Source organism: Pseudomonas sp. F9001, from assembly GCF_013385435.1.
Taxonomy (GTDB): domain Bacteria; phylum Pseudomonadota; class Gammaproteobacteria; order Pseudomonadales; family Pseudomonadaceae; genus Aquipseudomonas.
On sequence record NZ_JACAPX010000046.1, the window covers coordinates 1 to 24,337 of the forward strand.

22 protein-coding genes, 4 tRNA genes and 1 pseudogene are annotated in these 24,337 nt (G+C 60.7%); 12 read left to right on the plus strand and 15 right to left on the minus strand.

Features of this window, described 5'->3' with window-relative positions; translation table 11 throughout:
• Nucleotides 1-256 precede the first annotated feature (256 nt).
• From HX818_RS28925 to HX818_RS28940, 4 genes are all read right to left on the minus strand, one after another.
• Nucleotides 257-1,036 (minus strand): ABC transporter permease, encoded by a 780-nt coding sequence (locus HX818_RS28925; RefSeq protein ID WP_003217229.1) that lies wholly within the window; start codon nt 1,034-1,036, stop codon nt 257-259.
• Entirely contained in the window at nt 1,033-1,965 is a 933-nt protein-coding gene (locus tag HX818_RS28930) for an ABC transporter ATP-binding protein (RefSeq protein WP_003217227.1), read from the minus strand. The genes HX818_RS28925 and HX818_RS28930 overlap by 4 nt, the downstream gene beginning before the upstream one ends.
• Before the next feature lie 135 nt (nt 1,966-2,100).
• Complete coding sequence (locus tag HX818_RS28935; protein ID WP_003217226.1) at nt 2,101-2,724, minus strand: glutathione S-transferase family protein; 624 nt, start codon at nt 2,722-2,724, stop codon at nt 2,101-2,103.
• Nucleotides 2,725-2,781: 57 nt separating this feature from the next.
• Nucleotides 2,782-3,441 (minus strand): transglutaminase family protein, encoded by a 660-nt coding sequence (locus HX818_RS28940; RefSeq protein WP_102369633.1) that lies wholly within the window; start codon nt 3,439-3,441, stop codon nt 2,782-2,784.
• Nucleotides 3,442-3,633: 192 nt separating this feature from the next.
• On the opposite strand from HX818_RS28940, the gene HX818_RS28945 reads away from it, so the two are divergent.
• Entirely contained in the window at nt 3,634-6,081 is a 2,448-nt protein-coding gene (locus HX818_RS28945; protein WP_087695358.1) for an acyl-CoA dehydrogenase, read from the plus strand.
• A gap of 74 nt (nt 6,082-6,155) precedes the next feature.
• On the plus strand, nt 6,156-6,563 hold the full coding sequence (locus HX818_RS28950) for a PA2817 family protein (protein ID WP_003217220.1): 408 nt from the start codon (nt 6,156-6,158) through the stop codon (nt 6,561-6,563).
• A 142-nt stretch (nt 6,564-6,705) separates the two neighbouring features.
• On the opposite strand, the gene HX818_RS28955 is transcribed toward HX818_RS28950, so the two are convergent.
• Entirely contained in the window at nt 6,706-7,638 is a 933-nt protein-coding gene (locus tag HX818_RS28955) for a LysR family transcriptional regulator (RefSeq protein WP_003217218.1), read from the minus strand.
• Nucleotides 7,639-7,729: 91 nt separating this feature from the next.
• Here HX818_RS28955 and HX818_RS28960 point away from each other — a divergent pair, with 91 nt between their 5' ends.
• Complete coding sequence (locus HX818_RS28960) at nt 7,730-8,356, plus strand: alanyl-tRNA editing protein (protein ID WP_177021208.1); 627 nt, start codon at nt 7,730-7,732, stop codon at nt 8,354-8,356.
• Here the strand turns inward: HX818_RS28960 and HX818_RS28965 are convergent, their stop codons facing one another.
• Nucleotides 8,357-9,925, minus strand: a complete 1,569-nt coding sequence (locus HX818_RS28965) for an alkaline phosphatase (RefSeq protein WP_177021209.1) — start codon at nt 9,923-9,925, stop codon at nt 8,357-8,359.
• Nucleotides 9,925-10,479: a GNAT family N-acetyltransferase gene (locus HX818_RS28970; RefSeq protein ID WP_003217211.1), complete on the minus strand. Its 555-nt coding sequence runs from the start codon at nt 10,477-10,479 to the stop codon at nt 9,925-9,927. Before HX818_RS28970 ends, HX818_RS28965 begins: the two co-directional genes overlap by 1 nt.
• A 189-nt stretch (nt 10,480-10,668) precedes the next feature.
• Here HX818_RS28970 and HX818_RS28975 point away from each other — a divergent pair, with 189 nt between their 5' ends.
• From HX818_RS28975 to HX818_RS29005, 7 genes are all read left to right on the plus strand, one after another.
• The gene (locus HX818_RS28975) at nt 10,669-11,076 is read left to right on the plus strand and encodes a biopolymer transporter ExbD (protein WP_177021210.1); all 408 of its coding nucleotides are present in this window, start codon (nt 10,669-10,671) and stop codon (nt 11,074-11,076) included.
• Nucleotides 11,077-11,078: 2 nt separating this feature from the next.
• Entirely contained in the window at nt 11,079-11,816 is a 738-nt protein-coding gene (locus tag HX818_RS28980) for an energy transducer TonB (RefSeq protein WP_177021211.1), read from the plus strand.
• Nucleotides 11,817-11,840: 24 nt separating this feature from the next.
• Entirely contained in the window at nt 11,841-14,123 is a 2,283-nt protein-coding gene (locus tag HX818_RS28985) for a TonB-dependent receptor (protein ID WP_008431274.1), read from the plus strand.
• A gap of 17 nt (nt 14,124-14,140) precedes the next feature.
• Nucleotides 14,141-14,788, plus strand: a complete 648-nt coding sequence (locus tag HX818_RS28990; RefSeq protein WP_003217203.1) for a MotA/TolQ/ExbB proton channel family protein — start codon at nt 14,141-14,143, stop codon at nt 14,786-14,788.
• A gap of 56 nt (nt 14,789-14,844) precedes the next feature.
• On the plus strand, nt 14,845-16,062 hold the full coding sequence (locus HX818_RS28995; protein ID WP_177021212.1) for a phospholipase D-like domain-containing protein: 1,218 nt from the start codon (nt 14,845-14,847) through the stop codon (nt 16,060-16,062).
• A 117-nt stretch (nt 16,063-16,179) separates the two neighbouring features.
• The gene (locus HX818_RS29000) at nt 16,180-16,506 is read left to right on the plus strand and encodes a hypothetical protein (protein ID WP_177021213.1); all 327 of its coding nucleotides are present in this window, start codon (nt 16,180-16,182) and stop codon (nt 16,504-16,506) included.
• Nucleotides 16,503-17,048: a hypothetical protein gene (locus HX818_RS29005; protein WP_008431270.1), complete on the plus strand. Its 546-nt coding sequence runs from the start codon at nt 16,503-16,505 to the stop codon at nt 17,046-17,048. The genes HX818_RS29000 and HX818_RS29005 overlap by 4 nt, the downstream gene beginning before the upstream one ends.
• A 99-nt stretch (nt 17,049-17,147) precedes the next feature.
• On the opposite strand, the gene HX818_RS29010 is transcribed toward HX818_RS29005, so the two are convergent.
• From HX818_RS29010 to HX818_RS29025, 4 genes are all read right to left on the minus strand, one after another.
• Nucleotides 17,148-17,223: transfer RNA gene (locus tag HX818_RS29010), tRNA-Gly, on the minus strand.
• A gap of 3 nt (nt 17,224-17,226) precedes the next feature.
• Nucleotides 17,227-17,302, minus strand: a tRNA-Glu gene (locus tag HX818_RS29015).
• Between the two features lie 104 nt (nt 17,303-17,406).
• Nucleotides 17,407-17,482: transfer RNA gene (locus tag HX818_RS29020), tRNA-Gly, on the minus strand.
• Between the two features lie 3 nt (nt 17,483-17,485).
• Nucleotides 17,486-17,561: transfer RNA gene (locus HX818_RS29025), tRNA-Glu, on the minus strand.
• Between the two features lie 370 nt (nt 17,562-17,931).
• Between HX818_RS29025 and HX818_RS29030 the strand changes: the two genes are divergently transcribed.
• The gene (locus tag HX818_RS29030) at nt 17,932-18,690 is read left to right on the plus strand and encodes a hypothetical protein (protein ID WP_003217193.1); all 759 of its coding nucleotides are present in this window, start codon (nt 17,932-17,934) and stop codon (nt 18,688-18,690) included.
• A 121-nt stretch (nt 18,691-18,811) separates the two neighbouring features.
• A complete protein-coding gene (locus HX818_RS29035; RefSeq protein ID WP_177021214.1) occupies nt 18,812-19,624 on the plus strand; it encodes an alpha/beta fold hydrolase in 813 nt (270 codons plus the stop codon).
• A 36-nt stretch (nt 19,625-19,660) separates the two neighbouring features.
• On the opposite strand, the gene HX818_RS31575 is transcribed toward HX818_RS29035, so the two are convergent.
• The 4 genes and pseudogenes from HX818_RS31575 to HX818_RS29050 all read right to left on the minus strand — a co-directional run bounded on the left by HX818_RS31575 (nt 19,661) and on the right by HX818_RS29050 (nt 24,133).
• Entirely contained in the window at nt 19,661-20,542 is an 882-nt protein-coding gene (locus tag HX818_RS31575; protein ID WP_371315662.1) for a methyl-accepting chemotaxis protein, read from the minus strand.
• A pseudogene (locus HX818_RS31580) lies at nt 20,522-21,628 on the minus strand (HAMP domain-containing protein); the annotation flags it as partial. The pseudogene HX818_RS31580 and the gene HX818_RS31575, both read right to left, overlap by 21 nt.
• Nucleotides 21,629-21,743: 115 nt before the next feature.
• The gene (locus tag HX818_RS29045; protein ID WP_134327080.1) at nt 21,744-23,168 is read right to left on the minus strand and encodes a PLP-dependent aminotransferase family protein; all 1,425 of its coding nucleotides are present in this window, start codon (nt 23,166-23,168) and stop codon (nt 21,744-21,746) included.
• Between the two features lie 203 nt (nt 23,169-23,371).
• A complete protein-coding gene (locus HX818_RS29050; RefSeq protein WP_008431261.1) occupies nt 23,372-24,133 on the minus strand; it encodes an SDR family oxidoreductase in 762 nt (253 codons plus the stop codon).
• Nucleotides 24,134-24,337: the final 204 nt, after the last annotated feature.

The window sequence follows — 24,337 nt, forward strand, 5'->3', positions numbered from 1 at the left end:
CGGTTTAGCCGCGCCGGGCCATGGATGGCCCGTCGCGGCGGCCCGCTTCGCGGTGCCGGAGTGAGGGAACGCCGAGCCACAGCGAGGCGCCGACAGGCGGGGCAGAGCCCTTTGCTTACTTTGGGGCTTTTCCAAAGTGAGCCGCTGTAAGAGCGGAACCATAGGTGGCCGTTACCGAAAAAACGGATATGTACTCAAACCAATCGCCAAAAAAAACGGCCTCATCTGGAGGCCGTCTTTCATCACATATCAACGCTTAGGTGCGCATCCCACGCCCACTCACCAGCAACCGCGCACACCCCACATACAGCACCACAGTCGCCACCAGCATAAAGGTGATCGCCACACTGATCTTGATATCCGAAACGCCCAGGATCCCATAGCGAAACGCGTTAACCATATGCAACACCGGGTTAGCCAACGACACCGTCTGCCAGAACGGCGGCAGCAAGGTGATCGAATAAAACACCCCACCCAGATACGTCAGCGGCGTAAGAACAAACGTCGGAATAATCGAAATATCATCAAAGTTGCGCGCAAACACCGCATTGATGAACCCCAGCAACGAAAAGATAGTCGCCGTCAGCACCACCACCAACAGCGTGATCCCGAGGTGATGCACCTGCAAATGGGTAAAGAACAGCGACAGCAACGTCACAATCACCCCAACCATCAACCCGCGCAGCACACCGCCCAGGGTGTAGCCGATCAAAATCGTATGAGGAGACACCGGCGACACCATCAATTCCTCGATGGACCGCTGGAACTTGCTGCCAAAAAAGCTCGACACCACGTTGCCGTAGGAGTTGGTAATCACCGACATCATGATCAACCCTGGCACGATGTACTCCATATAGGTGAATCCACCCATATCACCAATCTGCCGACCAATCAGGTTACCGAAGATCACGAAGTACAAAACCATGGTGATCGCCGGCGGCAGCAAGGTCTGCGGCCAGATCCGGGTAAAGCGCTTCACTTCGCGATAAACGATGGTCTGCAGCGCGACAAGGTTGGGTTGCAGTTCCGAACTCATACCGCCACCTTCGCCAGATTTTTCTCCACCAGGGACACAAACAACTCCTCAAGGCGATTGGTTTTGTTACGCAGGCTCAGCACCTCGATGTTCTGGGTAGCCAGTTGGCCAAACAGCGCGGTGATGCCCACGGCTTTGTCCACCTGGACTTCCAGGGTGTGGCTGTCCACCAGGCGATTCGGGTAGCCGATCAACTGGGGCGCAACCGTCATGTCGTTTTTCAGGTCGAGCAGGAAGGTCTCGACGTGCAACTGGCTCAGCAAATTACGCATGCTGGTGTTTTCGACAATGGTGCCGTGGTCGATGATGCCGATGTTGCGGCACAGCTGCTCAGCCTCTTCCAGGTAGTGCGTGGTGAGGATGATGGTGATGCCTTTCTGGTTCAGCTCGGTGAGAAACGTCCACATCGAACGACGCAGCTCGATGTCCACGCCCGCCGTCGGCTCGTCGAGGATCAGCAGGCGCGGTTCGTGAACCAGGGCGCGAGCGATCATCAAGCGGCGCTTCATGCCCCCGGACAGGGAACGCGAAGGCACGTCGCGCTTGTCCCACAAGCCCAGTTGCGTGAGGTATTGCTCGGCGCGTTCCTTGGCGATCTTCGGCGGGATGCCGTAGTAACCGGCCTGGGTCACGACGATGTCGAAGGTCTTTTCAAACTGGTTGAAGTTGAACTCCTGGGGCACCACGCCGATGCTGCGCTTGAGCGCCGCCGGGGATTTGTCCAGGTCGTTGCCAAAGATGTTCACCGTACCGGTGGTCTTGTTGACCAGGGTCGAGAGAATCCCGATGGTGGTGGATTTGCCGGCGCCATTGGGGCCGAGCAAGGCGAAGAAATCACCTTCGGCGACGTCCAGATCGATACCACTCAGGGCCTGGAAACCGTTGCCGTAGGTTTTGGTTAGCTGCCGGATGGACAGAGCGGAACTCATATCGGATTACGCACCAAAGAAGAGGAATAGAATTGTTACATGAGGGCAGACCGCACGGAATACAACGGCTGCGCGTGACAAGCATGGTGCTTGTCCGCGCCGCACAAGTACAGTAACCCGTATTAATAGTCGGTATCAGGTCAACGCGGTCATGACCGATTTCTGATAGGCCGGACGCTGGCGCAGCCGCTGGTACCAGGCTTCCAGGTTAGGCATCGACGGGCGTTCGATGGGCATTTCGAACCAGGCATAAATGAAGCTGCCCAAGGGAATATCGCCCATGCCGATCTCGCTGCCGGACAGGTAAGGTTGCGTGGCCAAGGCCTGATCCACCGTCTGCAAAACGTCGATGCAGGCCTGGCGACCGGCGTTGATGGTGTCCCAGTTCTGTTTTTCAGCCGGGGTTCGCAGCACGCCCCAGAACACGGTCTTGAACGGTTCGGCCAGGGTCGAGGTGGTCCAGTCCATCCACTTTTCCGCGTTGGCCCGGGCTTGCAGCTCGCTGGGGTACCAGTTCGAATCCGGCGCATGTTTGGCGGCCAGGTAGCGCACGATGGTGTTGGATTCCCACAGCACAAAGTCGCCATCTTCAATCATCGGCACCCGGCCATTGGGGTTCAGCGCGCGGTATTGCGGCGTGTCGACCACACCAAAAGCCCCGCCCGCATCAATTGCCTCATAGTCCAGGCCGAGCTCCTCGGCGCACCACAGTGCTTTCCTGACATTTGACGAATTTTTACGACCCCAGATTTTCAGCATGACCGCCCCGATTTTGAAAAAGATGGTTGGATAAATGCCGGGGCAGCATACGCCGGATCACGTCCGGCTTAAATCACTCTGCATGTCCCCCAGCAGGATCGGCATCTGCTCGCCAAACAGGTGCGGATAACATTTCTGGATGTGGGCGAAGAAGAATTCCTCGGGCACCTCGGCAAATTGCCCATGGTCCACCACGTACTCCATGGAGCGCTGGCCCTTGCGGTTGAAGGCGTGGAAAACACTGTCATGAATGCCATCGAAATCCAGCGGCGGCACATCGAACAGTTCGCACAGTTGCTGGTTGAACGCCGGCGTGGCCTTGACCCAACGGCCGTCCAGATACAACTCGGTATAGCCATGCATGGCAAATACGTCACTTCTGAGCAGCTCGATCAAACGGGGCGTCGAGAGGTGGTTACGCACGTCGGCCAGGCCGATGCGCGCCGGGATCCCGCAGTGCCTTGCGCACGCCGCCAGCAATGTTGCCTTGGGCACGCAATAACTCTCGCCGGCCGCCAGTGCGAAGCTCGCGCTGAGGGTTTGCGGGTCGCGACTGAAGGTATAGGGGTTATAGCGCACCGCCTCGCGCACAGCGTAGTAAAGACTGACTGCCTGGTCACGAAGTGCGGCACTCGAACCGCGATGTTTTTCGGCGAACTCCACCACCGCAGGGTGGTCACTATCGATGAAGCGGCCGGGATTCAAGTACGCATTCATGAGGTTGATCTCCGAGGCAAGCCTTGAGTCTAACCACAGGCCTGCTCTCTGCGATAACGACGATTCGGCCAAATGTCGGCGCCTGGTGGTGATTCGACCTGGCACACCACGTAACACCCTCGTCACCCCGCTTGTTCGGATGCCGACTAAGCTCTGAGGTGATTTCGCACCTGGTTTCACGGAGGATTGAATATGCTGTTGTTGTGGATACTGGTTCTGGTGGTGGGCATTGCCTACCTGGCGCACCGGCGCATCGCGCCCCTGCCCGCCATCGGCGTGGTCGCCGTCTACCTGTTGGCGATGGGCGCCTTCAGCCACGCACCAGGCTGGTTGCTGCTGATCTTCTGGGTACTGATCGCCGTGGTAGCCGCCCCGCTGCTGCTGCCGGACCTGCGCCGCAAGTACTTCACCGCGCCGCTGTTCAACTGGTTCCAGAAAGTCCTGCCGCCGATGTCCGAGACCGAGCGCGATGCCATCGACGCCGGCACCGTATGGTGGGACGGCGAGCTGTTCAGCGGCCGCCCCGACTGGGACAAGCTGCTGGCCTATCCCAAGGCGCAACTGACTGAAGAAGAACAAGCCTTCATCGACGGCCCTACCGAAGAACTGTGCGCCATGGTCACCGACTGGGAAATCGGCCAGGCCATGGACCTGCCCCCCGCCGCCTGGGAACACATCAAGCAGCATGGCTTTTTTGCCCTGATCATCCCCAAGGAGTTCGGCGGCAAAGGCTTCTCCGCCTATGCCCACTCCCAGGTCGCGATGAAGCTGGCGACCCGCAGCGGCGACCTCGCCTCCACGGTCATGGTCCCCAACTCCCTGGGCCCGGCCGAATTGCTGCTGCACTACGGCACCGATGAACAACGCAACCATTACCTGCCACGCCTGGCCCGTGGCGACGATATCCCGTGCTTTGCCCTGACCGGCCCACTGGCCGGTTCCGATGCCGGCTCCATGCCCGACACCGGGGTGATCTGCAAAGGCGAATGGGAAGGCAAGGAAACCCTCGGCCTGCGCCTGAACTGGGAAAAACGCTACATCACCCTCGGCCCGGTAGCGACCTTGCTCGGCCTGGCCTTCAAGGCCCATGACCCGGATCATCTGCTGGGCGACAAAGAAGACCTCGGTATCAGCCTCGCACTGATCCCCACCGACACCCCGGGCGTTGAAATTGGCCGCCGCCACCTGCCACTGGGCGCCGCGTTCATGAACGGCCCCAACTCCGGCAAGGATGTTTTCATTCCGCTGGAATTCCTGATCGGTGGCCAGGAAATGCTCGGCAAGGGCTGGATGATGCTGATGAACTGCCTGTCGGTAGGCCGTTCGATTTCCCTGCCTGCCGTCGGAACGGGCGCGGCCAAGTTCACCAGCCTGGTGACCGGCCAGTACGCCCAGGTGCGTGAGCAGTTCAACGTCCCGCTGGCGGCCTTTGAAGGCATCCAGGAAGCCCTGGCCCGCATCGGCGGCAACGCGTGGCTGATGGACAGCGCGCGGATGCTCACCGCCAACGCGGTCGACCTGGGGGAGAAACCCTCGGTACTGTCGGCGATCCTCAAGTACCACCTGACCGAACGCGGCCGCGAATGCATCAGCCACGCGATGGACGTACACGGCGGCAAGGGCATCATCATGGGCCCCAACAACTACCTGGGCCGCAGCTGGCAGGGCGCGCCGATCTTCATCACCGTGGAAGGCGCGAATATCCTCTCGCGCAATCTGATGATCTTCGGCCAGGGCGCAATTCGCTGCCATCCGTTCGTACTCAAGGAAATGGCCTTGGCCGGTCGCGAAGACCATGACCAGGCGCTGAAGGAATTCGACGGCCTGCTGCTGCAGCACATCGGCTTTGCCGTAAGCAACGCCGCCAGCACCCTGGTGTTGAACCTCGGTTTCGGTCACTTCGAAAAGGCTCCGGGCAACAGCCTGAGCCAGGGCTATTTCCGCGCACTCAACCGTCAGGCCGCGGCGTTTGCGATGCTGGCGGACCTGAGCATGATGCTGCTGGGCGGCGAGTTGAAACGACGCGAACGCCTGTCGGCACGTCTTGGTGATGTGCTGAGCCACATGTACCTGGCATCGGCTGCACTCAAGCGTTATCACGACCTGGATTCGCCAGACCACCTGGAACCGCTGTTCGCCTGGGCCATGGAAGAGAGCCTTGGCCACTCCGAGCGTGCACTGGATGAACTGCTGACCAACTTCCCGAGCAAGGTGCTGGGTTGTCTGTTGCGGGTGATCGTGTTCCCGTTCGGCCGCCGTCATAAAGGCCCGTCCGATGCGCTGGATGCCGAGGTGGCCGCAGTGCTTGGTCGCGCCAAGGGTGACCCGACCCTGGAAGCGGTGCTGGCTGGCTGCTATCGCCCACAGTCCGCAGAAGATCCGGTGGGCGCCCTGCAACATGCCTACGACCTGTTGGCCGACAGCCATCCGTTGCAGAAAAAACTCCACGAAGGCCTCAAGAGCGGCCAGGTCAAACCGACCGCGGGCGAACACGCCATCGATGCCGCGCTGCATGCCGGCGTGCTGCAACCGGCCGAGGCGCAGACCCTGCGTGACGCTGAAGCGGCGCGACGCAAGGTGATCGACGTGGATGATTTCAGCAAGGAAGAGCTGAGCCAGGCTGAGGGAAAAGTCCGCTGATCCCAGCGGTCATATAAAAACGGGCGCTTGAGCTATATACTCTCGCGCCCGTTTTGCTCTTGAGGACTTATCTCGTGTCCAATGTCGTTGCCGATCATCTCGTCTTGCTCGACCACCTGCGCAGCATCCTGGTTGCCGTCGGCGAAGCCGAACAGGTTCCCGAGGAAAGCCACCTCCTGTTCCTGGAGCGCTTCGATGAACTGCGCGCCTTGCTGCCCATCGACCCGATCGAAAGCCAGTACCTGGGCCAGGACATGATGAGCCAGGTCATCCTGCGCTATCCGCAAATTGCTCACCTGGTGCCACGCGATCTGCTGTGGTTCTTCGGTGGCGACTGCCTGCACTTCATGCCCGACGACGAGCTGGACCTGTACCAGGCCCTGGAAGAACGTCGCTTCGAAGCTGAACAGAACGACGAACCGTTCGACTGGAACCAGGAAAAGCAGTTATTGGCCATGTCCAATGACCAGCCCAAGCACTGATCTCAGGGCTAACGCAGATCAAATGTGGGAGCGGCGGTGCGACGGTTCGACTTGCTCGCGAATGCGATGGTTCAGTCAATATTTTAGGTGACTGAACCACCGCATTCGCGAGCAAGCCCGCTCCCACATTTAAACTGTATTCCTACCGTTTCTTCAGCGTCGGCTCTTTGGCCATGCACTCCACCAGATAATCAATAAACACCCGCAACTTCGGCGGCAGGTACCGCGTCGGCGAATGCAGTAGCCACGCATCCCCGTGGTACGACGCAATGAAATCCCACCCCGGCAACACCTGCACCACCTCCCCCGCCTCCAGCGCATGCCGCGCCGTGAAATACGGCAAGCTGCCAATCCCCACATGTTGCAATACCGCATCCAGCCGCACGCCTGTGTGATTCGCCGCATACCGCCCGCGCACGCCCACCGTCACCGCCTTGCTGCCCTGGCGAAACTTCCAGCGCGCATCCCCCGGCGTCTCACCCAGGTAGATGCAACTGTGCTCCAGCAAATCATGGGGATGCTGCGGCGTACCATGCTCCGCCAGGTACCGCGGCGTGGCGCAGATCAAATGCTCGATCGGCAGCAACTGGCGCCCCACCAACCCCGGCGGCGGGCTGTCGGTGATGCGGATGCTCAGGTCGACATTGTCGTCAATCAGGTCCACATGCCGGTCCTCCAGGATCAACTGCACGTCGACCTTGGGATAACGCCGCAAAAACTCCGGCATATGCGGATGCACCACAAAACGCCCTACCGCCTTGGGCACGCTGACCCGCACCAGCCCTTCGGCTTCATGGGTGTATTGGCCGCTGATTTCCATCACCGACCGCGCAGCACTGACCATTTCCTGGCAGCGCTTGAACACCTCTTCGCCACCTTCGCTGAGGCGCAACTTGCGCGTGGTGCGTTGCAGCAGGCGAGTCGCCAGGGCCTTTTCCAGGCGTGAGATGCTGCGGCTCACGGAGGACGGTGATGCTCCCAGTTGGCGCGCAGCCTCGGAGAAGCTGCCGGTTTCCACCACCTTGACGAAAATCGCCATTTCGCCCAGCAGCGGTAAGGGAAGATTGATGCTCATGACGCACAAGTCCATTGAGATTTGAACGGATTATCACCCATTGGCGCACTTCTTATACTGCCGGTTAGAAACCCTGATGCGGATATAAATGATGACCCAGCGCCTGTTTTTTACCCATGACCACCTGAATGCCGAACTTGAAGTGCTGGGATGCACACCTTTTGATAACCAGTTTGCGGTAATCCTGCAGTCCACAATCTTCCATCCACAAGGTGGCGGCCAGCCCTCCGACACCGGCTGGCTCGGGGAAAGCCAGGTGTTGAAGGTGGTGCAGGAAGGCGATCATGTCGTGCATTACGTAGACCGCCCCGTGGCTCCCGGCGTGATCCAGGCACGCGTCGATGAAGACCGCCGCACCTTGCACACGCGCCTGCACTCGGCCGGGCATCTGATCGGCAATGCCGGTGAAACCCTGGGCTGGATGCCGATCAAGGCTCATCACTGGCCGGGCGAAGGCAAGATCACCTTTATTCGCGGCACCTCGGCCCAGGCCATGGACGCCGAGGCGATCCAGCGGCAAGTCGACCAATGGATCGCCGCCAACCTGCCGCGCCATATGGCCCTGGATGACGGTACGCGGCAAGTGGGTTTTGGCGACCTGCCGGCCTATGCCTGCGGCGGCACGCACGTGCAGGCATTGGGGGACGTGGGCCAGGTGACGATCCTGGCCCTCTCCGAGAAAAAGGGAGCATTGTCGGTGCGCTATACCCTGAACTGACTAAACCGCAATCGCCCCCGCCCTGCCCGGCTCCACCACGAACGACTTGAGGGTCGAGACGCTGGCGTTCGGATCCCGGGGATCGGAAATCACCCGGAAGTTCGTCAGCATATTCCTCTCCTCAAGCGCCACCGACACATAGCCGCGCTGGCGGCTGTCGAAAAACTTCACATGGGGATTGAGGGGCAGGATCGCACTGAACGCATCAAATGGCGGCCCGTCAGACGTCACCGACGTGCCGACAAACTCGGTCGCGACCACGGGCGAATCCGGATTCCCTGCGTCAGCGTGCAGGTCCGTCGTCCAGAACGAGTGAATATCGCCGCCCCAGAACACCGGGTTATTCACCTTTCTGCGCACCATCGACGCAAGCATCCGCTCACGGTTGGCCATGTAACCATCCCAGCCATCGGTCCAGCGGCCGGGCTTGTGGTTGGTCAGGTCACGTTGCGTGAGCGGCGCGACCAACAGGTCCTGGGCGATCACGTTCCATTGTGCCCGGGACTCGGCAAAACCCTGATCCAGCCAAGCCTCCTGCTCCCAGCCGAGCATGGTGCGACGGGGATCGCGCAGGTCAGCACAGGTGTTCGCGGCCACATGTCCCTTGTGGCTGCCATTGGCCAGGATGCATGGCTGCTCGGAGCGGTACTGACGCCCATCCAGCACATGGAAACGCGCCAGCCGGCCGTAGTCCAAACGCCGATAGAGGCGCATGTCCGGCCCGCGCGGCAGGCTGCTGGCCCGCAGCGGCATGTGCTCGTAGAAGGCCTGGTAGGCCGCCGCCCGCTGCTTGAGAAAACTCGTCACCGGGATGTTCGGGTCCTGGGACCACTGGCTGGCATAGTCGTTTTGCACTTCGTGATCGTCCCAGGTGACCACACTGGGCGCCGCAGCATGCAGTGCCTGCAAATCCGGATCGGTCTTGTACAGGGCGTAGCGGTTGCGGTAATCCACCAGATTCAACGCATTGCCGCTGCCGTGGGGGCGAATGACCTTGCCGGAATCAGCCGCGTAGGAACTGTCATAGATGTAATCCCCGAGGAAAAACACCAGGTCAGGCTGCTCGGCGGCCAAATGCCGATAGGCGCTGAAGTAGCCTCGCTCCCAATGGGAGCAGGAGACAAAACCCAACTGCGCCGATGCCATGGCATGCACCGCCGGCGCTGTGCGCGACTGGCCCACCGGGCTTTGCGCACCGAGGCCCTCGAACTGGTACCAGTAAGGTCGACCCGCCTCCAACCCGCTCACTTCCACATGCACCGAATGGGCGAAACGCTCGCTGGCCATCACCTCGCCCTGGCGCACAACGTGCGTCATCGCTGCATCGCGGGCCACCTTCCAGCGCACCGGCACCGCTCGGTTCAGGCCACCCCGACCGTCGGCGGCATTGAATAGCGGCGCGAGGCGCGTCCAGATCACGAAACCATCGGGCAATGGATCGCCTGACGCCACACCGAGGGTGAAGGGATAGTCGATGCCTGCACTACGGGCAAACGGGCTGAGGATCGAAAACGCCGTGGCAACTGCAAGCCCGCCCAGTACGCGACGGCGATCGTGATTCACACTCATCAACTGCGCTCCTTCCAATCGGCACGCACCAGGCCATACAACAACATGTCCTCGTGCACCCCATTCTTGAGGAAGGCGCCCTTCATGCACCCTTCGTAACCCAAGCCAATTTTTTCCATGACCCGAGCGGACCCTTTGTTACGAGCAAAGCACTGGCTGCCCACACGCTGCAGCGCCAATTCGCTGAACCCAAACGCCATGATCTGCGCCGCTGCTTCGGCGGCATAACCCTGGCTTCGAGAATGGGCGGCCACCCAATACCCGAGATGCCCACTTCGATGAGCAGCAGATAATCTGAGACTGATCACGCCGATCAATTCGCCAGTTTCCCGCAGATGAATCCCCAGCCCCAGTGAATGCCCCGAGCGGTAATTCTCTGCCTGGCCATCAATAAAGGCGTGTGCGGTTTCCAAGGTGTAAGGCGATGGAATCGCAGCCGTGTTGTTCGCAATATCGGGATCGTTGGCCAGCACCGACAACGTCTCGGCCTGCTCCTTTTGCAGAGGCTTCAACAGCAGTCGCGGGGTGGATAAATGCGGCAGTGCAATGCTCATGCAGGGGGACTCGCGAAATAAATTCTCCAAGAATGTACCCGCGTCGTGTCAGTTTCATTACGTAGATAAATAGACCCACGAGTCGTCTGTAAGACGCGTCCTAGAGCCTTAAAAGCTTAAATTAAAGTTAACCATTCGGTCATTTTTGGTTGCTAGCGTGTCGCCCCTAATCAACTGCGGGGTAGCGGAATGAGAACTTGGGATGAACCCAAAAAACGCAAGGCACACATCGAACTGATCCCGATGATCGACGTGATGATGTTCCTGTTGGTGTTTTTTGTACTGGTGAGTTTGAACGTGATTCCGGCCCTGGGCATGAAGACTCAGCTGCCGAGCGCCAGCAGTTCACAGCAGCTCAAGCCGCAAAATAAATTCATCCTGACCCTGGGCCTGGAAGGTCAGCTGCAGCTCGATGGCAAGGACCTGACCGTCGACGCGCTGGTGCCTGCACTCAAGACCGGCGAGAAGCCAGACACCAAGTCGACGATCATCGTCAACAGCGACAAAGGCGTGGAAGTGTCGCGCCTGGTCGAGGTGATGGACACCCTGCGCCTGGGTGGCTTTACCTCTGTCTCCATCGCCACGAAAAAGTCCTGATCATGTATGCCTTGTTTCGTGCGCGTCGGCTGCTGGGCAGTGTCCCGGCCCTGATCGCCCTGGTGCTGATTGCACTGGGTATCCAGTCCCAACCCCTGAAGATCCAGCCGCAGTACGACGAGTCGGCGGTTGAACTCGCGCTGGTGGAGCCCGAGCCGGAAGTGGTCCCCGAGCCCGTGGTGGAAGAACCGCCGCCACCGCCGCCGGTGATCGAAGACGAGGAGGCCGAACCTGCCCCTCCGCCTCCGCCACCCAAGCCGATCCCCAAACCACTGCCAAAGCCTGAGCCCAAGCCAAAACCGGTGCCCAAGCCCGTGGTCGCCAAGCCAACGCCTGTGCCTGCGCCAGCTCCGGTGGCCGCCAAGCCGGTGCAAGCCGCTCCCGCTCCCACGCCAGCACCCGCTGCGCCACCGGCGCCGCCGAAAGTCGACGGCCAGGCACTGGAAGGCGGCTACCTCAAGGGCTTGCGCAACGAGTTGGACAGCTACAAGCAATACCCCACCGGGCGCCAGGCGTCCCTTGAACGCCCGAGTGGCGAGGTGGTGGTCTGGTTAATGGTGGACCGCCAAGGCCGCGTCCTCGACTCCGGGATCCAGACCCCGGCGCCGAGCATGCTGCTCAACCGGGCCGCCACCAACAGCCTGCGCCGTATCAAGCAGGTGAAACCGTTCCCCGAACAAGCCTTCGGTGGACGTAACGAGCAGCGCTTCACCGCCACCTTCAACTACAGCGTGCAATAAGCACACACCACCAGGACGACAGTGATGAAGTTCACCCGGATTCATCTGGCACTCGTTGCCGCGACGAGCATGACCCATGGAGTGGTCATGGCAGATACCAGCGACAGTGACGTCGGGACTATTGGGGTACAGGGCAAGGCAACCGCTGGGGGCGGTTACATGGTCCAGGAAGAGAGCGCCAAGGGCCGCTCGACCATCACCAAGGAAGCATTGGACAAACAGACGGCCACCGGCAACGCCATCGACAAGCTCAAGTACACCCCGGGCCTGAACATCTCCAGTGAAGACAACACCGGCCTCTCGGGCTTCCGCTTCACCATGCGCGGCATGAACTCCGACCAGGTCGGTATGTCGGTGGACGGCATGCCGATCAACGACTCCGGCAACTACGCGTTGTACTCCAACCTGTTGGGCGACCCGGAAAACATCGACCAGATTTTCGTCACCCAGGGCTCGTCGGAAGCCGACGGCCCGCACATCGGTTCCAGCGGCGGCAACATCGGCATCGTGACCATTCGCCCCACCAAGGAAACCGGTGCCTTCGTCAAGCAAGTGGTCGGCAGCAACGCCACCCGCAAGACCTTCGCCCGCCTCAATACCGGTGAAGTCAACGGCCTGAGCAACTGGCTGTCGGCCTCCCACACCGAAGGCCAGATGTGGCGCGGCTCGGGTGCCGTACGTGCGGACAAGGTGGAGTGGAACAGCTTCTTCGACGCCGGCAACGGCAACACCGCCAACCTGATCCTCAAGTACCACGAGCAGGACAACAACAGTTACAGCCAGTTGACCAAGGCACAGTTCCAGCAGTACGGCCGCAAGTACGACCCGTACCCGGCGACACCGGCGGTGGGCGCCAACGGCAAGGTCAGCAGCTACTACGACCTGGCGCAGAACCCGTTCCAAACCTTTACCGCCGTGCTCAACACCCAGTACAAGCTGAGCGACAACCTGTCCCTCTCGGTGATCCCGTATTACTACTACGGCAACGGCAGCGGCGTGGGCTCCTCGGCCTATGCGCTGAACAGTGGCTCGAACAAGGGCGGCGTTTTCGACCTCGGCAACCTGCCGACACAGGCTCAATACAACGCCGACGGTTCCGCGACCACCGGCGTTTACTACCGCCCTTCGCGCACCCAGACCTGGCGCCCGGGCATCACCACCAAGCTGAACTGGGACCTGGGCGACCACAGCCTGCAATTCGGCTACTGGTATGAACGCGCCCGCCAAAGCCAGACCCAACCGTTCATTGCCCTCAAGAACAACGGCAAGCCAAGCGATACCTGGCCCGACGGCAACTCCGTGGTCGACGCCAACGGCAACACCGTACAGGGTCGCGACCGCTACACCGTGACGCCGGCGCAAAAGGTCTGGACCCAGGACACCTGGTACATCAACTCGGACTGGACGTTGATCGCGGGCATTGCCTACATGAACGTCGAGCGTGACGGCACCAACCACGGCAGCCTCACCGAGCAACCCGGCAAGGCCAGCCAGACCTACAACAAACTGCTGCCCAACGCCGGCCTGAAATACCAGCTCGACGAGCGTGACCAGTTGTTCTACAGCCTGTCGCGCAACATGCGTATTCCACAGAACTACGTGCTGTACGACAAAGGCGTCGGCTCCCTCGACTCCAAGCCGGAACTCAGCTGGAACCAGGAACTGGGCTGGCGCTACACCGGCGAAGACAGCACCCTCGCCGCGACCCTGTTCTACATGCAGTTCAAGAATCGCCAGCTCACCTCCCTGGACAGCAACGGTGATTCCGCCGACATCAACGCCGGCACCGTCATCAACAAAGGCCTGGAACTGGAGTGGAGCGGCAAGCTGCCGCACAACTTCAACTACTACACCTCCTACACCTACACCAGCTCCAAGCAGCAGGACGACCTGACCGTCTACAGCGCCGGCAAGCCGATCGTGCTGCCCACCAGCGGCAAGCAGTTCGCCAACGTGCCGACCAACATGCTGGCGGCCAACATCGGCTATGACGACGGGCGCTTCTACGGCACCTTCGGCGGCAAGTTCACCAGCAAGCTCTATGGCGACCTGACCAACGACGAAGCCATCTCCGCCCGCACCATCTTCAACCTCGGCGCCGGTATCTACCTGCCGGTGGACAAGAAAGTCGTCAAGGACGCAACCCTGCGCCTGAACGTCGACAACCTGTTCGACAAGAAGTACCTGGACGGCGTGTACACCACCAAGACCAACTCGGCGAGCTACAGCGGTTTCCGCGATGGCGACCCGGCCTACATCGTTGGGCTTGACCGCACCGTCACCGTTTCCCTGGAAGCCAATTTCTAACTGCGAGGCTCAGCATCATGGACATGAACCTGCTTCACCAAATCACCTTTTATGTGATGTACGCCGCACTGGCGATTGCAATCTTCATCACCATCGAACGTGGCATCTACTTCGCCTACGTGCGCCGCCAGGCCCGTGCATTGACCGAAGTGCTGGGCGCCAATGTGCACAGCGAACGCGACCTGCCGGAAAACCTGACTCGCCGTGACAGCCTGCCGCTGAGCATGGTGCTGCCGATCCTGGCGCAGAAGGCGTCCCATGGTTCGCGCAAGGACCTGGACGACGAGATCGAAACCCAGTACCTCAAGACCCGCGCGCCGCTGTCCCGCAGCCTGTGGATCATCGAAACCATCACCACCGCCGCGCCGCTGCTCGGCCTGTTGGGGACCATCCTCGGCATCATCGACACCTTCAAGGCGCTGGCCAGTGCCGGTGTGTCCGACCCGGGCCAGATTTCCGGTGGTATCGGTACGGCCCTGTTCGCCACGGGTTTGGGTATCGCCATCGCGCTGTTCTGCGTGGTGTTCCACAACTTCTTCCAGGACAGCCTGGAGCGCATCAACGACCAGCTGAAAATCCTGCTGATCCGCGCGGCAACCGGTGCCCGCGTGCAGGGTGAAGTGCCGCACCTGGTACCGACCCCGCTGCACACCCGCACTGCGTGACCTTCCCGGGGCGGGCGCATCATGCGCCCGCCCTTTTTTTGCCCGATGAGACGCCTATGTCCATATCGCTGAAATTACGTATCGCCGGCCTTGCAGGCCTGCTCCTCAGTCCGCTTGCCCAGGCGGACTTTTCAATTCCGGGATTTGAGTTGGTACACACCGTGCCAGTGGACACCCAACTTGGCACCGCCGATCTGCGCCAGCCCGGCCCCGTGTGGATCCAGCTGTTCGACGGCGCGAAAAGCCGCATCGACATCGGCCAGTTCTACGCGGCCGACCATCCTGGCTCGGTGATGGACAAGGTGATTGAACACCTGGAAGCCGCCGGCAAACGCGGGGTGAAAATTCGCTTCCTGCTGGAAGAAAAAGGCGTGCGGCTGTCGGAAGCCTCGACCCTGGAGCGCCTGAAAGCCATTCCCAACCTGACCTTCCGCATCCTGCCCTATGGCAAGCTGAGTGGCGGGATCATCCACGCCAAGTATATGGTTGTGGATGGCAAGCAGGCGTTTATCGGCAGCCAGAACTTCGACTGGCGTTCGCTGGAGCATATCCACGAAACCGGGCTGTTGATCAGTGATGCAAATGTCGTCGCCCAGACCCAGGCCATTTTTGAACAGGACTGGCAGGCCCAGGCTGCGTTGGCCGACAACCAGCCTGTTGCCCTGCCCGCCACAGGCGCCACACCGGCACGCACCGGCAACTACCTGGTAGCCAGCCCCCAGCGCTACAACCCGCCGGGTGTGGGTGATTCGCAGCTGGAACTGCCACGTCTGCTGGGCGAGGCGAAAAAGGAAGTGCGCGTACAACTGCTGGACTACGCGCCGCTGTCCTATGGACCTGACAGAACCCGGCCTTACTACGCGATGATCGACAATGCAGTACGTGCAGCGGCAGCGCGCGGGGTCTCGATCAAGTTGATGGTATCCAACTGGAACACCGAAGCACTGGAATTGCCGTACCTGAAAAGCCTGGCGGTGCTGCCGAATGTCGAGGTCAAGATCGTCACGCTGCCCGAGGCCAAGCAAGGATTCATTCCTTATGCGCGGGTGATCCACAGCAAGACCATGGAAATCGACGGGCAAGTGGCGTGGGTGGGCACCAGTAACTGGCTGGGGGGTTATTTCGATAACTCGCGCAACCTGGAAGTGGTGATGCGCAGTGAGGCGATGGCCAAGCGCGTGGGAGATTTACACGAACAGCTGTGGGACGGGCCGTACGCCAAGGCACTGGAAGTGACGAGTGAGTACCCGCAGCCGCATCCGGGCAAACCTTAAGCTGTTGCCCGCAAATGGCATGGCTTTGCGGGCAATATCACATTGCCAGATATCCAGGTTGCACTTTTTCGCCTTTGCGCTGACCAACCCTGCATAACTCATGGAGGGAGAGCAGGGATGAACAACACACGCAGTGGACTGTACGGTGCCGCGCTGGTTTGGGCGGCCATCGGGCTTGGCGGCTGCGCCAATTCGATGACCACCACCGGTGAGCCCGGGGTGAAGATGGGCGAGAGCTATGAGCAGGTGCTCGCCGTGGTCAGCAGCAACAATACGGTGACCAGGGAGATCGACGGGGAAGCATTCCGGGCTGAAGGTTACTCGGAGACGTTTAAGGATTGTCGCAACAAATATTTTATCTTCCAGGGTGCTAATGGCTTGCAGATGGTCAAGCTTGAGCCCGCGCCGCATCTGTCGGTCAGCCAGAACTGCCGCCAGCCATGAGAACCTTACGTGTAATTCCCGCCCTGTTCCTGGTTCTTCTCAGCGGCTGTGGCCAGGTATATAACGTCCGCTCCCTCAACACCGCCTATACAGCGCCACCGTCTGCCGAGACGGCGCGCTTGCGCATTATCAGCGACGGCATGGTGCGCGCAGTGCCCGGGCGCGATTGCCTGGACTGGAATGTTCCCGGAGCAGGCGTGATGGTGTCCGCCAAATCCGGCTTCGCCGACCGCAATGGCGCAAGCCTGGGGATGCCGGGGCCGATTTACACCTGGGACGGTGCGGTGTCGTCCGAACAGGTGATTCCGGCGAACACGCCCATTGCCTTTCATTACCTTGGGTTGCCGCAATATGGCCGGCAATGTTTCAACACCATGACCTTTATCCCCAAGCCCGGCATGGACTACATGGTGCGAGCATCAATGTCCGGGAGTTGCTCATTCGAGCTTGCTGAGCTGCCGAAAGGTGCCGAACGATGGAGTCCGATTGAACCGACGCCATCGGGAAGGCTATCGATGTGCCATGCGATGGATAATTTCTAGCGGTACAAACGCAACGTGGGCCGGGGCATTGCACTCCGGCTCACAAAAAACCCACAAACAAAAACGCCGATCATTGCTGATCGGCGTTTTCGTTAAATATGGAGCGGGAAACGAGACTCGAACTCGCGACCCCGACCTTGGCAAGGTCGTGCTCTACCAACTGAGCTATTCCCGCAAATGGCGTCCCCTAGGGGACTCGAACCCCTGTTACCGCCGTGAAAGGGCGGTGTCCTAGGCCACTAGACGAAGGGGACACGCTACTGAAACACATGGTGTGTATTTCAGTGCCCAGAGATTAAATCCGAAGATTACGCCCTGGTTTCACTCAGTGCCGCCCGAGGGCAACACTGCTTAAATTTGGAGCGGGAAACGAGACTCGAACTCGCGACCCCGACCTTGGCAAGGTCGTGCTCTACCAACTGAGCTATTCCCGCATATGGCGTCCCCTAGGGGACTCGAACCCCTGTTACCGCCGTGAAAGGGCGGTGTCCTAGGCCACTAGACGAAGGGGACACACGTACAACATTCACTCCCTACCGCGTTTCGCTGTGTGCTTTACGCTGTAAGTGGCGCGCATTCTATGGATGGATTGGGAGGTCGTCAACCCCCAAGGATAAATTTATTTAAATCAATGACTTCGCCGTGGTTTACGGGGGTTGCAAGGGTTTCTCGCCGTCCAGGCTTTGGCGCCTATATTCTGGCGTTCCACAAGGCGCTATAGTTCGCCACAGCAAATGATGGCAATGTGCATCTACGCAGGGACTGCCCCGCTATATAGAAGAAACTACTGACGCAACTGGTCGCTCAGTCCTATCCGGTCACTGCACCAGTCACTACACTTCAATGCAAACCCCATAAAGAGGTCACACCGGTGACACCACTCATGATCACCCTGCTGGTAATAGCCGGGATCGTAATACTGATCGCCATTGGCTACATGAACCACGTGGTGGAAAACAATAAGCTGGAAAAGAACCGGACCCGGATCGAACTCAATGACCGGCTACGCCGCTGCGGCGAAATCACCGAGACCTTCCCTGGCCAGTTGATGACGCCGCGACTCAAGTTGCTGCTGACCCGCCTGGAGCTCAACGTCAACCAGCGCCTGCTGAACCTCGACAAGTCCAATGCGTCGCTCAAGGCACGCATCACTGAACTCAACGCGCTGGTGGCCCAGGGCGAATCGATTCCGGTGAACAACCCGCCCGGCCCGATCCAGACCGAAGCCAAGGCCAAGGATGTACGTTTCCTGCTCGAAGCACTGCATGGCCAGGTGACCCGAGCGGCCCAGGACGGTTTCCTGCCGACCAATGAAGCCAAGCACTGGATCAAGGAAATTCGCCATATCCTGGTGCTGCTGCACATCGAGTTCTTCAACAACCTGGGCCAGCACGCGCTGCAACAAGGCCAGCCGGGCCAGGCTCGCCTGGCGTTCGAACGCGGCGTGCAGTACCTGCGCAAGCAACCGGAGCCGGTGGTGTACAGCCAGCAGCTGCAATTGCTCGAGAAACAGCTGGCGCGCGCCAACTCCATGGTGCTGTCCAACCTTGAACCGGCTGAAGACGAGGTCAACGAATTGACCGAAGGCTTGAAAGTGGTGGATGCGGACGCCGACTGGAAGAAGAAAGCCATCTACGACTGATCCCCTGCCATTGTGGTGGGCGGCAAACCCGCTCGCCACATGCCATCACTCTGCACCTATCCCCTTCCCCTCGAATAGCGTAAAAAAGGCCCCTCTCTCCGTTAACGAAAAGGGCTTCGCCATGCCTGTCGTGCTCATCGATGGACAACCGCTGCATTACCTCGACCAGGGCACCGGCCCGGCCGTTCTCCTCGGTTCCAGCTACCTGTGGGACAGCCAGATGTGGGCGCCGCAGATCGAAGCGCTGTCGCAACAGTACCGGGTGATCGTCCCCGAGCTTTGGGGCCACGGCGAGTCCGGCGCACTGCCTGCAAACACTGCATCCCTGGACGACCTCGCACGCCAGCACCTGGCGCTGCTGGATCACCTGGACATTGCCCAGGTCAACCTCGTGGGCTTGTCGGTCGGCGGCATGTGGGGCGCACGCCTGGCGCTGCTGGCACCCGGGCGGGTCAACAGCCTGGTGCTGATGGACACGCACCTGGGCGCCGAGCCGGAAGCCACTCGCCAATACTACTTTTCGCTGTTCAAGATGATCGAAGACGCCGGCGCCATTCCGGAACCGCTGCTGGATGTGGTGGCGCCGATCTTCTTCCGTCCCGGTATCGACCGGGAGTCGGCCTTGTACCAGGATTTCCGCAACGCACTGCAGGCCTTCCCCAAGGAGCGCCTGGTGCACAGCATCGTGCCCCTGGGCCGGATTATCTTCAGCCGCGCGGATGTGCTGGAACAACTGGCGCGCCTCGACACCGACACCACCCTGGTGATGTGTGGCGAGCAGGACAAGCCACGCCCACCGGCCGAATCAGAAGAAATGGCGGCCTTGATCGGCTGCGCGCTGACGTTGATTCCGCACGCCGGGCATATCTCCAGCCGGGAAAACCCCGATTTCGTCAACGAAGCGCTGCTGACCTTCCTGGCCAACAACGCCTGACCGCCCTGCCCTTTGATCGCCGCAGGCCTGCGGTGATCAAAGGCGGAAGTGCCCGACCATCCCCTTAAGCTCCGTACCCAACTGCGCCAGCTCGATGCTCGACGCTGCATTGCCCTGCATGCTCAACGCCGATTGATCGGCACTCGCACGGATGCTGGTGACGCTGCGGTTGATTTCCTCGGCCACCGAGCTTTGCTCTTCGGCCGCTGCGGCAATCTGCTGGTTCATCTGCTGGATCAACGACACCGCCGCCGCGATGCTGCCCAGGGCGCTTTCGGTTTCCAGGGCATCACTGACCGCCAGCTTGACCAGTTCGCCGCTCTGCCTGATCTGCTGCACCGAAGCCTGCGCAGCGCTGCGCAAGGTACTCACCAACCGTTCGATTTCCTCGGTCGATTGCTGGGTGCGCTTGGCCAGCGCCCGCACCTCGTCGGCCACCACGGCAAAACCGCGGCCCTGCTCGCCCGCCCGCGCTGCCTCGATGGCCGCATTCAGCGCCAGCAGGTTGGTTTGCTCGGCCACGCTCTTGATCACCTCAAGGACGGTACCGATAGTCTGGATCTCCGCGCTCAGGCTTTCGATGCTGGTACTGGCGGAGGTCGCGGAGCTGGCCAGCAACTCGATACGCTGCAAGCTCTGGCGCACCACCTGCTGGCCGCTGTCGACCTTGTCATCCGCCGTCTGCGCCGCCTGGGCCGCTTCTTCGGCGTTGCGCGCCACATCGTGCACGGTGGCGGTCATCTGGTTCATGGCCGTGGCCACCTGCTCGGTTTCTTCCTTCTGGCTGCTGACCTCGATATTGGTCTGCTCGGTGACGCTGGACAGCGAATGGGCCGAGCTGGCCAGTTGCTCGATACCCGCCTGCAACCCGCTGACCATGCTGCTCAGGCCGCTGCTCATCTGTTGCATCGCGAGCATCAACTGGCCCATCTCGTCCCGGCGACTGACTTCCATGCGGCCACTGAGATCACCGGCGGCAATCTGCTGGGCCACTGCAATCACGCTGCGCAGCGGTGCAACGATCAAACGGGTGATGATCCACGCGGCAATCAGCCCGACCAATAACGCCAACGCCGAAGAACCGATGATCAGCAACGCGCTTTTCTTCAACTGCGCCTGCATCGACAGGTCTTCTGCGTCGTAGGCCTGATTGACCCGGGTGACCACTTCGGCTGCACGTTCGTGCAACTGCTTGTAGACGACTTTTTCCTGGGCCAGCAGCCCGGTGTATTCGCCGAGTTTTTCGCTGAAGGCCGCGATATGCCCGGACACTTCGTTAAGCACGGTTTGGTAGCCAGGATCCTTGACGGTGGTTTTCAGCTGTTCGACCTGGGCCAGGGCCTGATCGGCCTGCTCGATCTTGCCCTGCTCGGCGTTCTCGTCATCGCCCTTGCGGCTCTGGTCCAGGCGCACGTGCGCTTCGTTCATGGCCTGCAGCATCAGGCGCGAGACCTGGCTGACCTGCCCCGCCTGCTCGATGAATTCGGCACCTTCCTTGCCCTGGCTTTCCTTGAGGCCATAGGCGCCGTCGTCCGCCAGCCCGGCCTGCAACACATCAAGGTTGTTGGCGACACTGGAGACCGACCAACTGGCCATTTCCAGCGCCAGGTCCTTGGTCTGGGTCAGCTCGACAAACTCATCGAACGCCTTGCGATACGCCGCCAGCGCCTGCTCGACGTCGCTCATCACCGGGACATTGGCAGGCGACTGGGCCTTGAGAATTACCGCCTGGGCCGCCAACGCGTCGACACTTTCGTGCAAGGCGTCCACCGACTTGGGGTCGGCATGCAACGCGTAGTCCTGCTCGATCAAGCGCACCTTGAGCAAGCCGCTGTTGAGCGCCGACATGGCTTTAAGGCCCTCGAAGCGCTGGCCAACGGTTTGCAGCGACCATACGCCAATCGCGGCCACCAATGCCGTCAACAGCAGTACCAGGGCAAAGCCCAAGCCCAGTTTCTTGGCCATACCGAGGTTGGCAAAACGTCGTTGCACGGCAGAAATCATTGCACTTGAGTCCTCTTGCAATGGCGAATGCCATCAAGCCAGGTTTCGATGCAGCGAGATTCGCAACCCCGGGGCACTGAATACAAGGGTTTGGCGCCACAATAATGGCAAAAAGCTACATCCTCGTCGTTTTCAGAATGGTAGAGGTCGATCCTGCCGGCCCCATGGCCTTGAACAACGCCAGTGCACGCTGATCAGAAGCGTAGGCCACATTGATGCGCAGCCAGTCGCTGGATTCGCCCGTCGGGCTGAAAAGCGTCCCCGGCGACAGCAACACCCCCAGCCGGCGAGCCCGCGCCTGCACGGTGGAACGGTCGCCGACACCAGGGCGCGCCCAGAGGAACATGCCCCCCGCCGGCACCGCAAACACCTCCCACTCTTCGTCTTCCAGCACCTGCAGGGTCATGGCCATTTCCGTGCTCAGCCGCCGGCGCAGGCGTTGCACCCACTTGCGGTAGGTACCATTGGCCAGCAACGTCGCCACCACCGCCTCGGCAAACCGCGAGGTGCCGATGCCGGTCAAGGTCTTGACCCTGGCCAATTGCGCGATGATCGCCCCGCTGGCCGTGAGGTACCCCACCCGCAAGGCGCTGCTGAGGGTCTTGGAAAAACTCGAGACATAGATCACCCGGTCCTCGTGGGGCAACGCCGACAACCGGGTGCACGTAGCATGTTGCAGGTCGCCATAGACGTCCTCCTCGATGATGAAGAAGTCCTGGGAATGGGCCAGTTGCAGCAAGCGCTCGGCCACCGCCAGGGACAGGCTGGTGCCGGTGGGGTTGTGATACAGGCTGTTGATGAACAGGCACTTGGGCCGGTGCCCGCGCAATAGCGCTTCCAGGGCATGCATGTCCGGGCCGCCACGGGTGCGCGGCACTTCCAGCAGCTTGACACCATGAAAGGCCAGTTGGCGGTAAAGGTTGCCGTACCCCGGGCTTTCCACCACCACGGTGTCGCCGGCCTTGAGCAGCGTGCGGATCAGCAGGTCCTGGGCATGGCTCGCACCGTGGGTGGTGAGGATATGCTCGACCCGGGTTGCCACCTGGATGTGCGCCAGGCGCTTGAGCAGCTGTTCACGCAGGGCCGGCAGGCCCAGCGGCGTGCTGTAGTTGAAGACGGCCGCGGTGTCGGTGCGGGTGACTTCACGAATCGCGTAGCTGATGTCGTCGCTCTCGCGCCAGGTGTCCGGCAGCCAGCCGCATCCCAGTTTCAGTTCGCCCAGTTGATTGTCGATGAAGGCGCCCCACCCCGACTCGGCGCCCTCATACCATTGGTTTTCACCGCGAAGACCACGCTCGGCGGGTGGCTGGGCCACACAGAAACCGGCGCCTTGCCTTGAGGCCAGCACCCCTTGGGCAACCATCCGCTCGAACGCCTCGATGACGCTGGACTGACTGAGCAGGTTCTCGTGGGCCAGTTGCCGCACCGAGGGCAACCGCGTCCCGGGGCTGGCGCCGCTCTCGCGAATCCAGGCGGCCAGCGCACTGACGATTTGCTGCACTACCGGTACAAGGGCTTGTCGATCGATCCCTAAATCCATGAGCCACTCACTTAAACTGTTGTCATTTAACCCAAACCAGTTAAGCACAGAAGCCCAATGACAGCCGCGATCAAGATTTATTAAATCATTGATTTAATTGAATTATTTACCTAGTGAAACACATTCAGGTGCGGCATCTGGCCACCTGCGGAAAAACCCCACAGCGCCTCCAACGCTTTTCTGAATGGCATCCGTCTCACTTCCTAAATCGCGGTCGCGCCACCGTCCACCGCCAATGCCTGGCCCGTGGTGAAGGCAGCACCGTCGCTGCACAGATAAAGCACTGCGCTGGCGATCTCCTCGACCTTGCCGATACGCCCGACCGGGTGCATGGCGGCGGCAAATTCGGCTTTGCGCGGGTCAGCTTCATAGGCACGGCGGAACATATCGGTGTCGATCACGGCCGGGCATACCGCGTTGACGCGGATTTTCTTTTTCGCGTACTCGATCGCCGCCGACTTGGTCAGGCCGATCACCGCGTGCTTGGACGCGGCATAGATACTCATCTTCGGCGCCGCCCCAAGCCCTGCCACAGAAGCCGTGTTGACGATGGCGCCGCCGCCCTGAGCCAGCAGCAACGGCAGTTGATACTTCATGCACAGCCACACGCCCTTGACGTTGACGCCCATGATTGCGTCGAACTCATCCAGGCTGCCGTCCGCCAGCTTGCCCTTCTCGATCTCGATCCCGGCGTTGTTGAAGGCATAGTCCAACCGGCCATAGGTGGCCACGGTCTGCTGCATCAACTGCTGCACGTCCGCTTCGAGGGTGACATTGCAGCGCACAAACACCGCTTCGCCACCGGCCTGATGAATCAGCGCCACAGTGCCCTCGCCGCCAGCCGCGTCCAGGTCGGCGACTACGACTTTCAAGCCTTCAGCGGCGAACGCCAGCGCAGTGGCGCGGCCAATGCCGGCGGCCGCACCGGTCACCAGGGCGACCTGGCCGGAAAATGTCATGCTCATGGTGGATGTTCCTTCGATGGGGATGCTCGATGACCCCAGTCTAGCCAGAGCCACCATCGGCGCGTCAGCACTATCAAAAGCCCGGTTGGCGAACCATGAGCCGCAGTGATAACGGCACCCTCATCACTATCATTGCAGTGGATCGGTGGGCATTCGCAGGTGCCGCGCACCTTGCCGGTGCAGCCCGAAGGGTCTATCACTCAA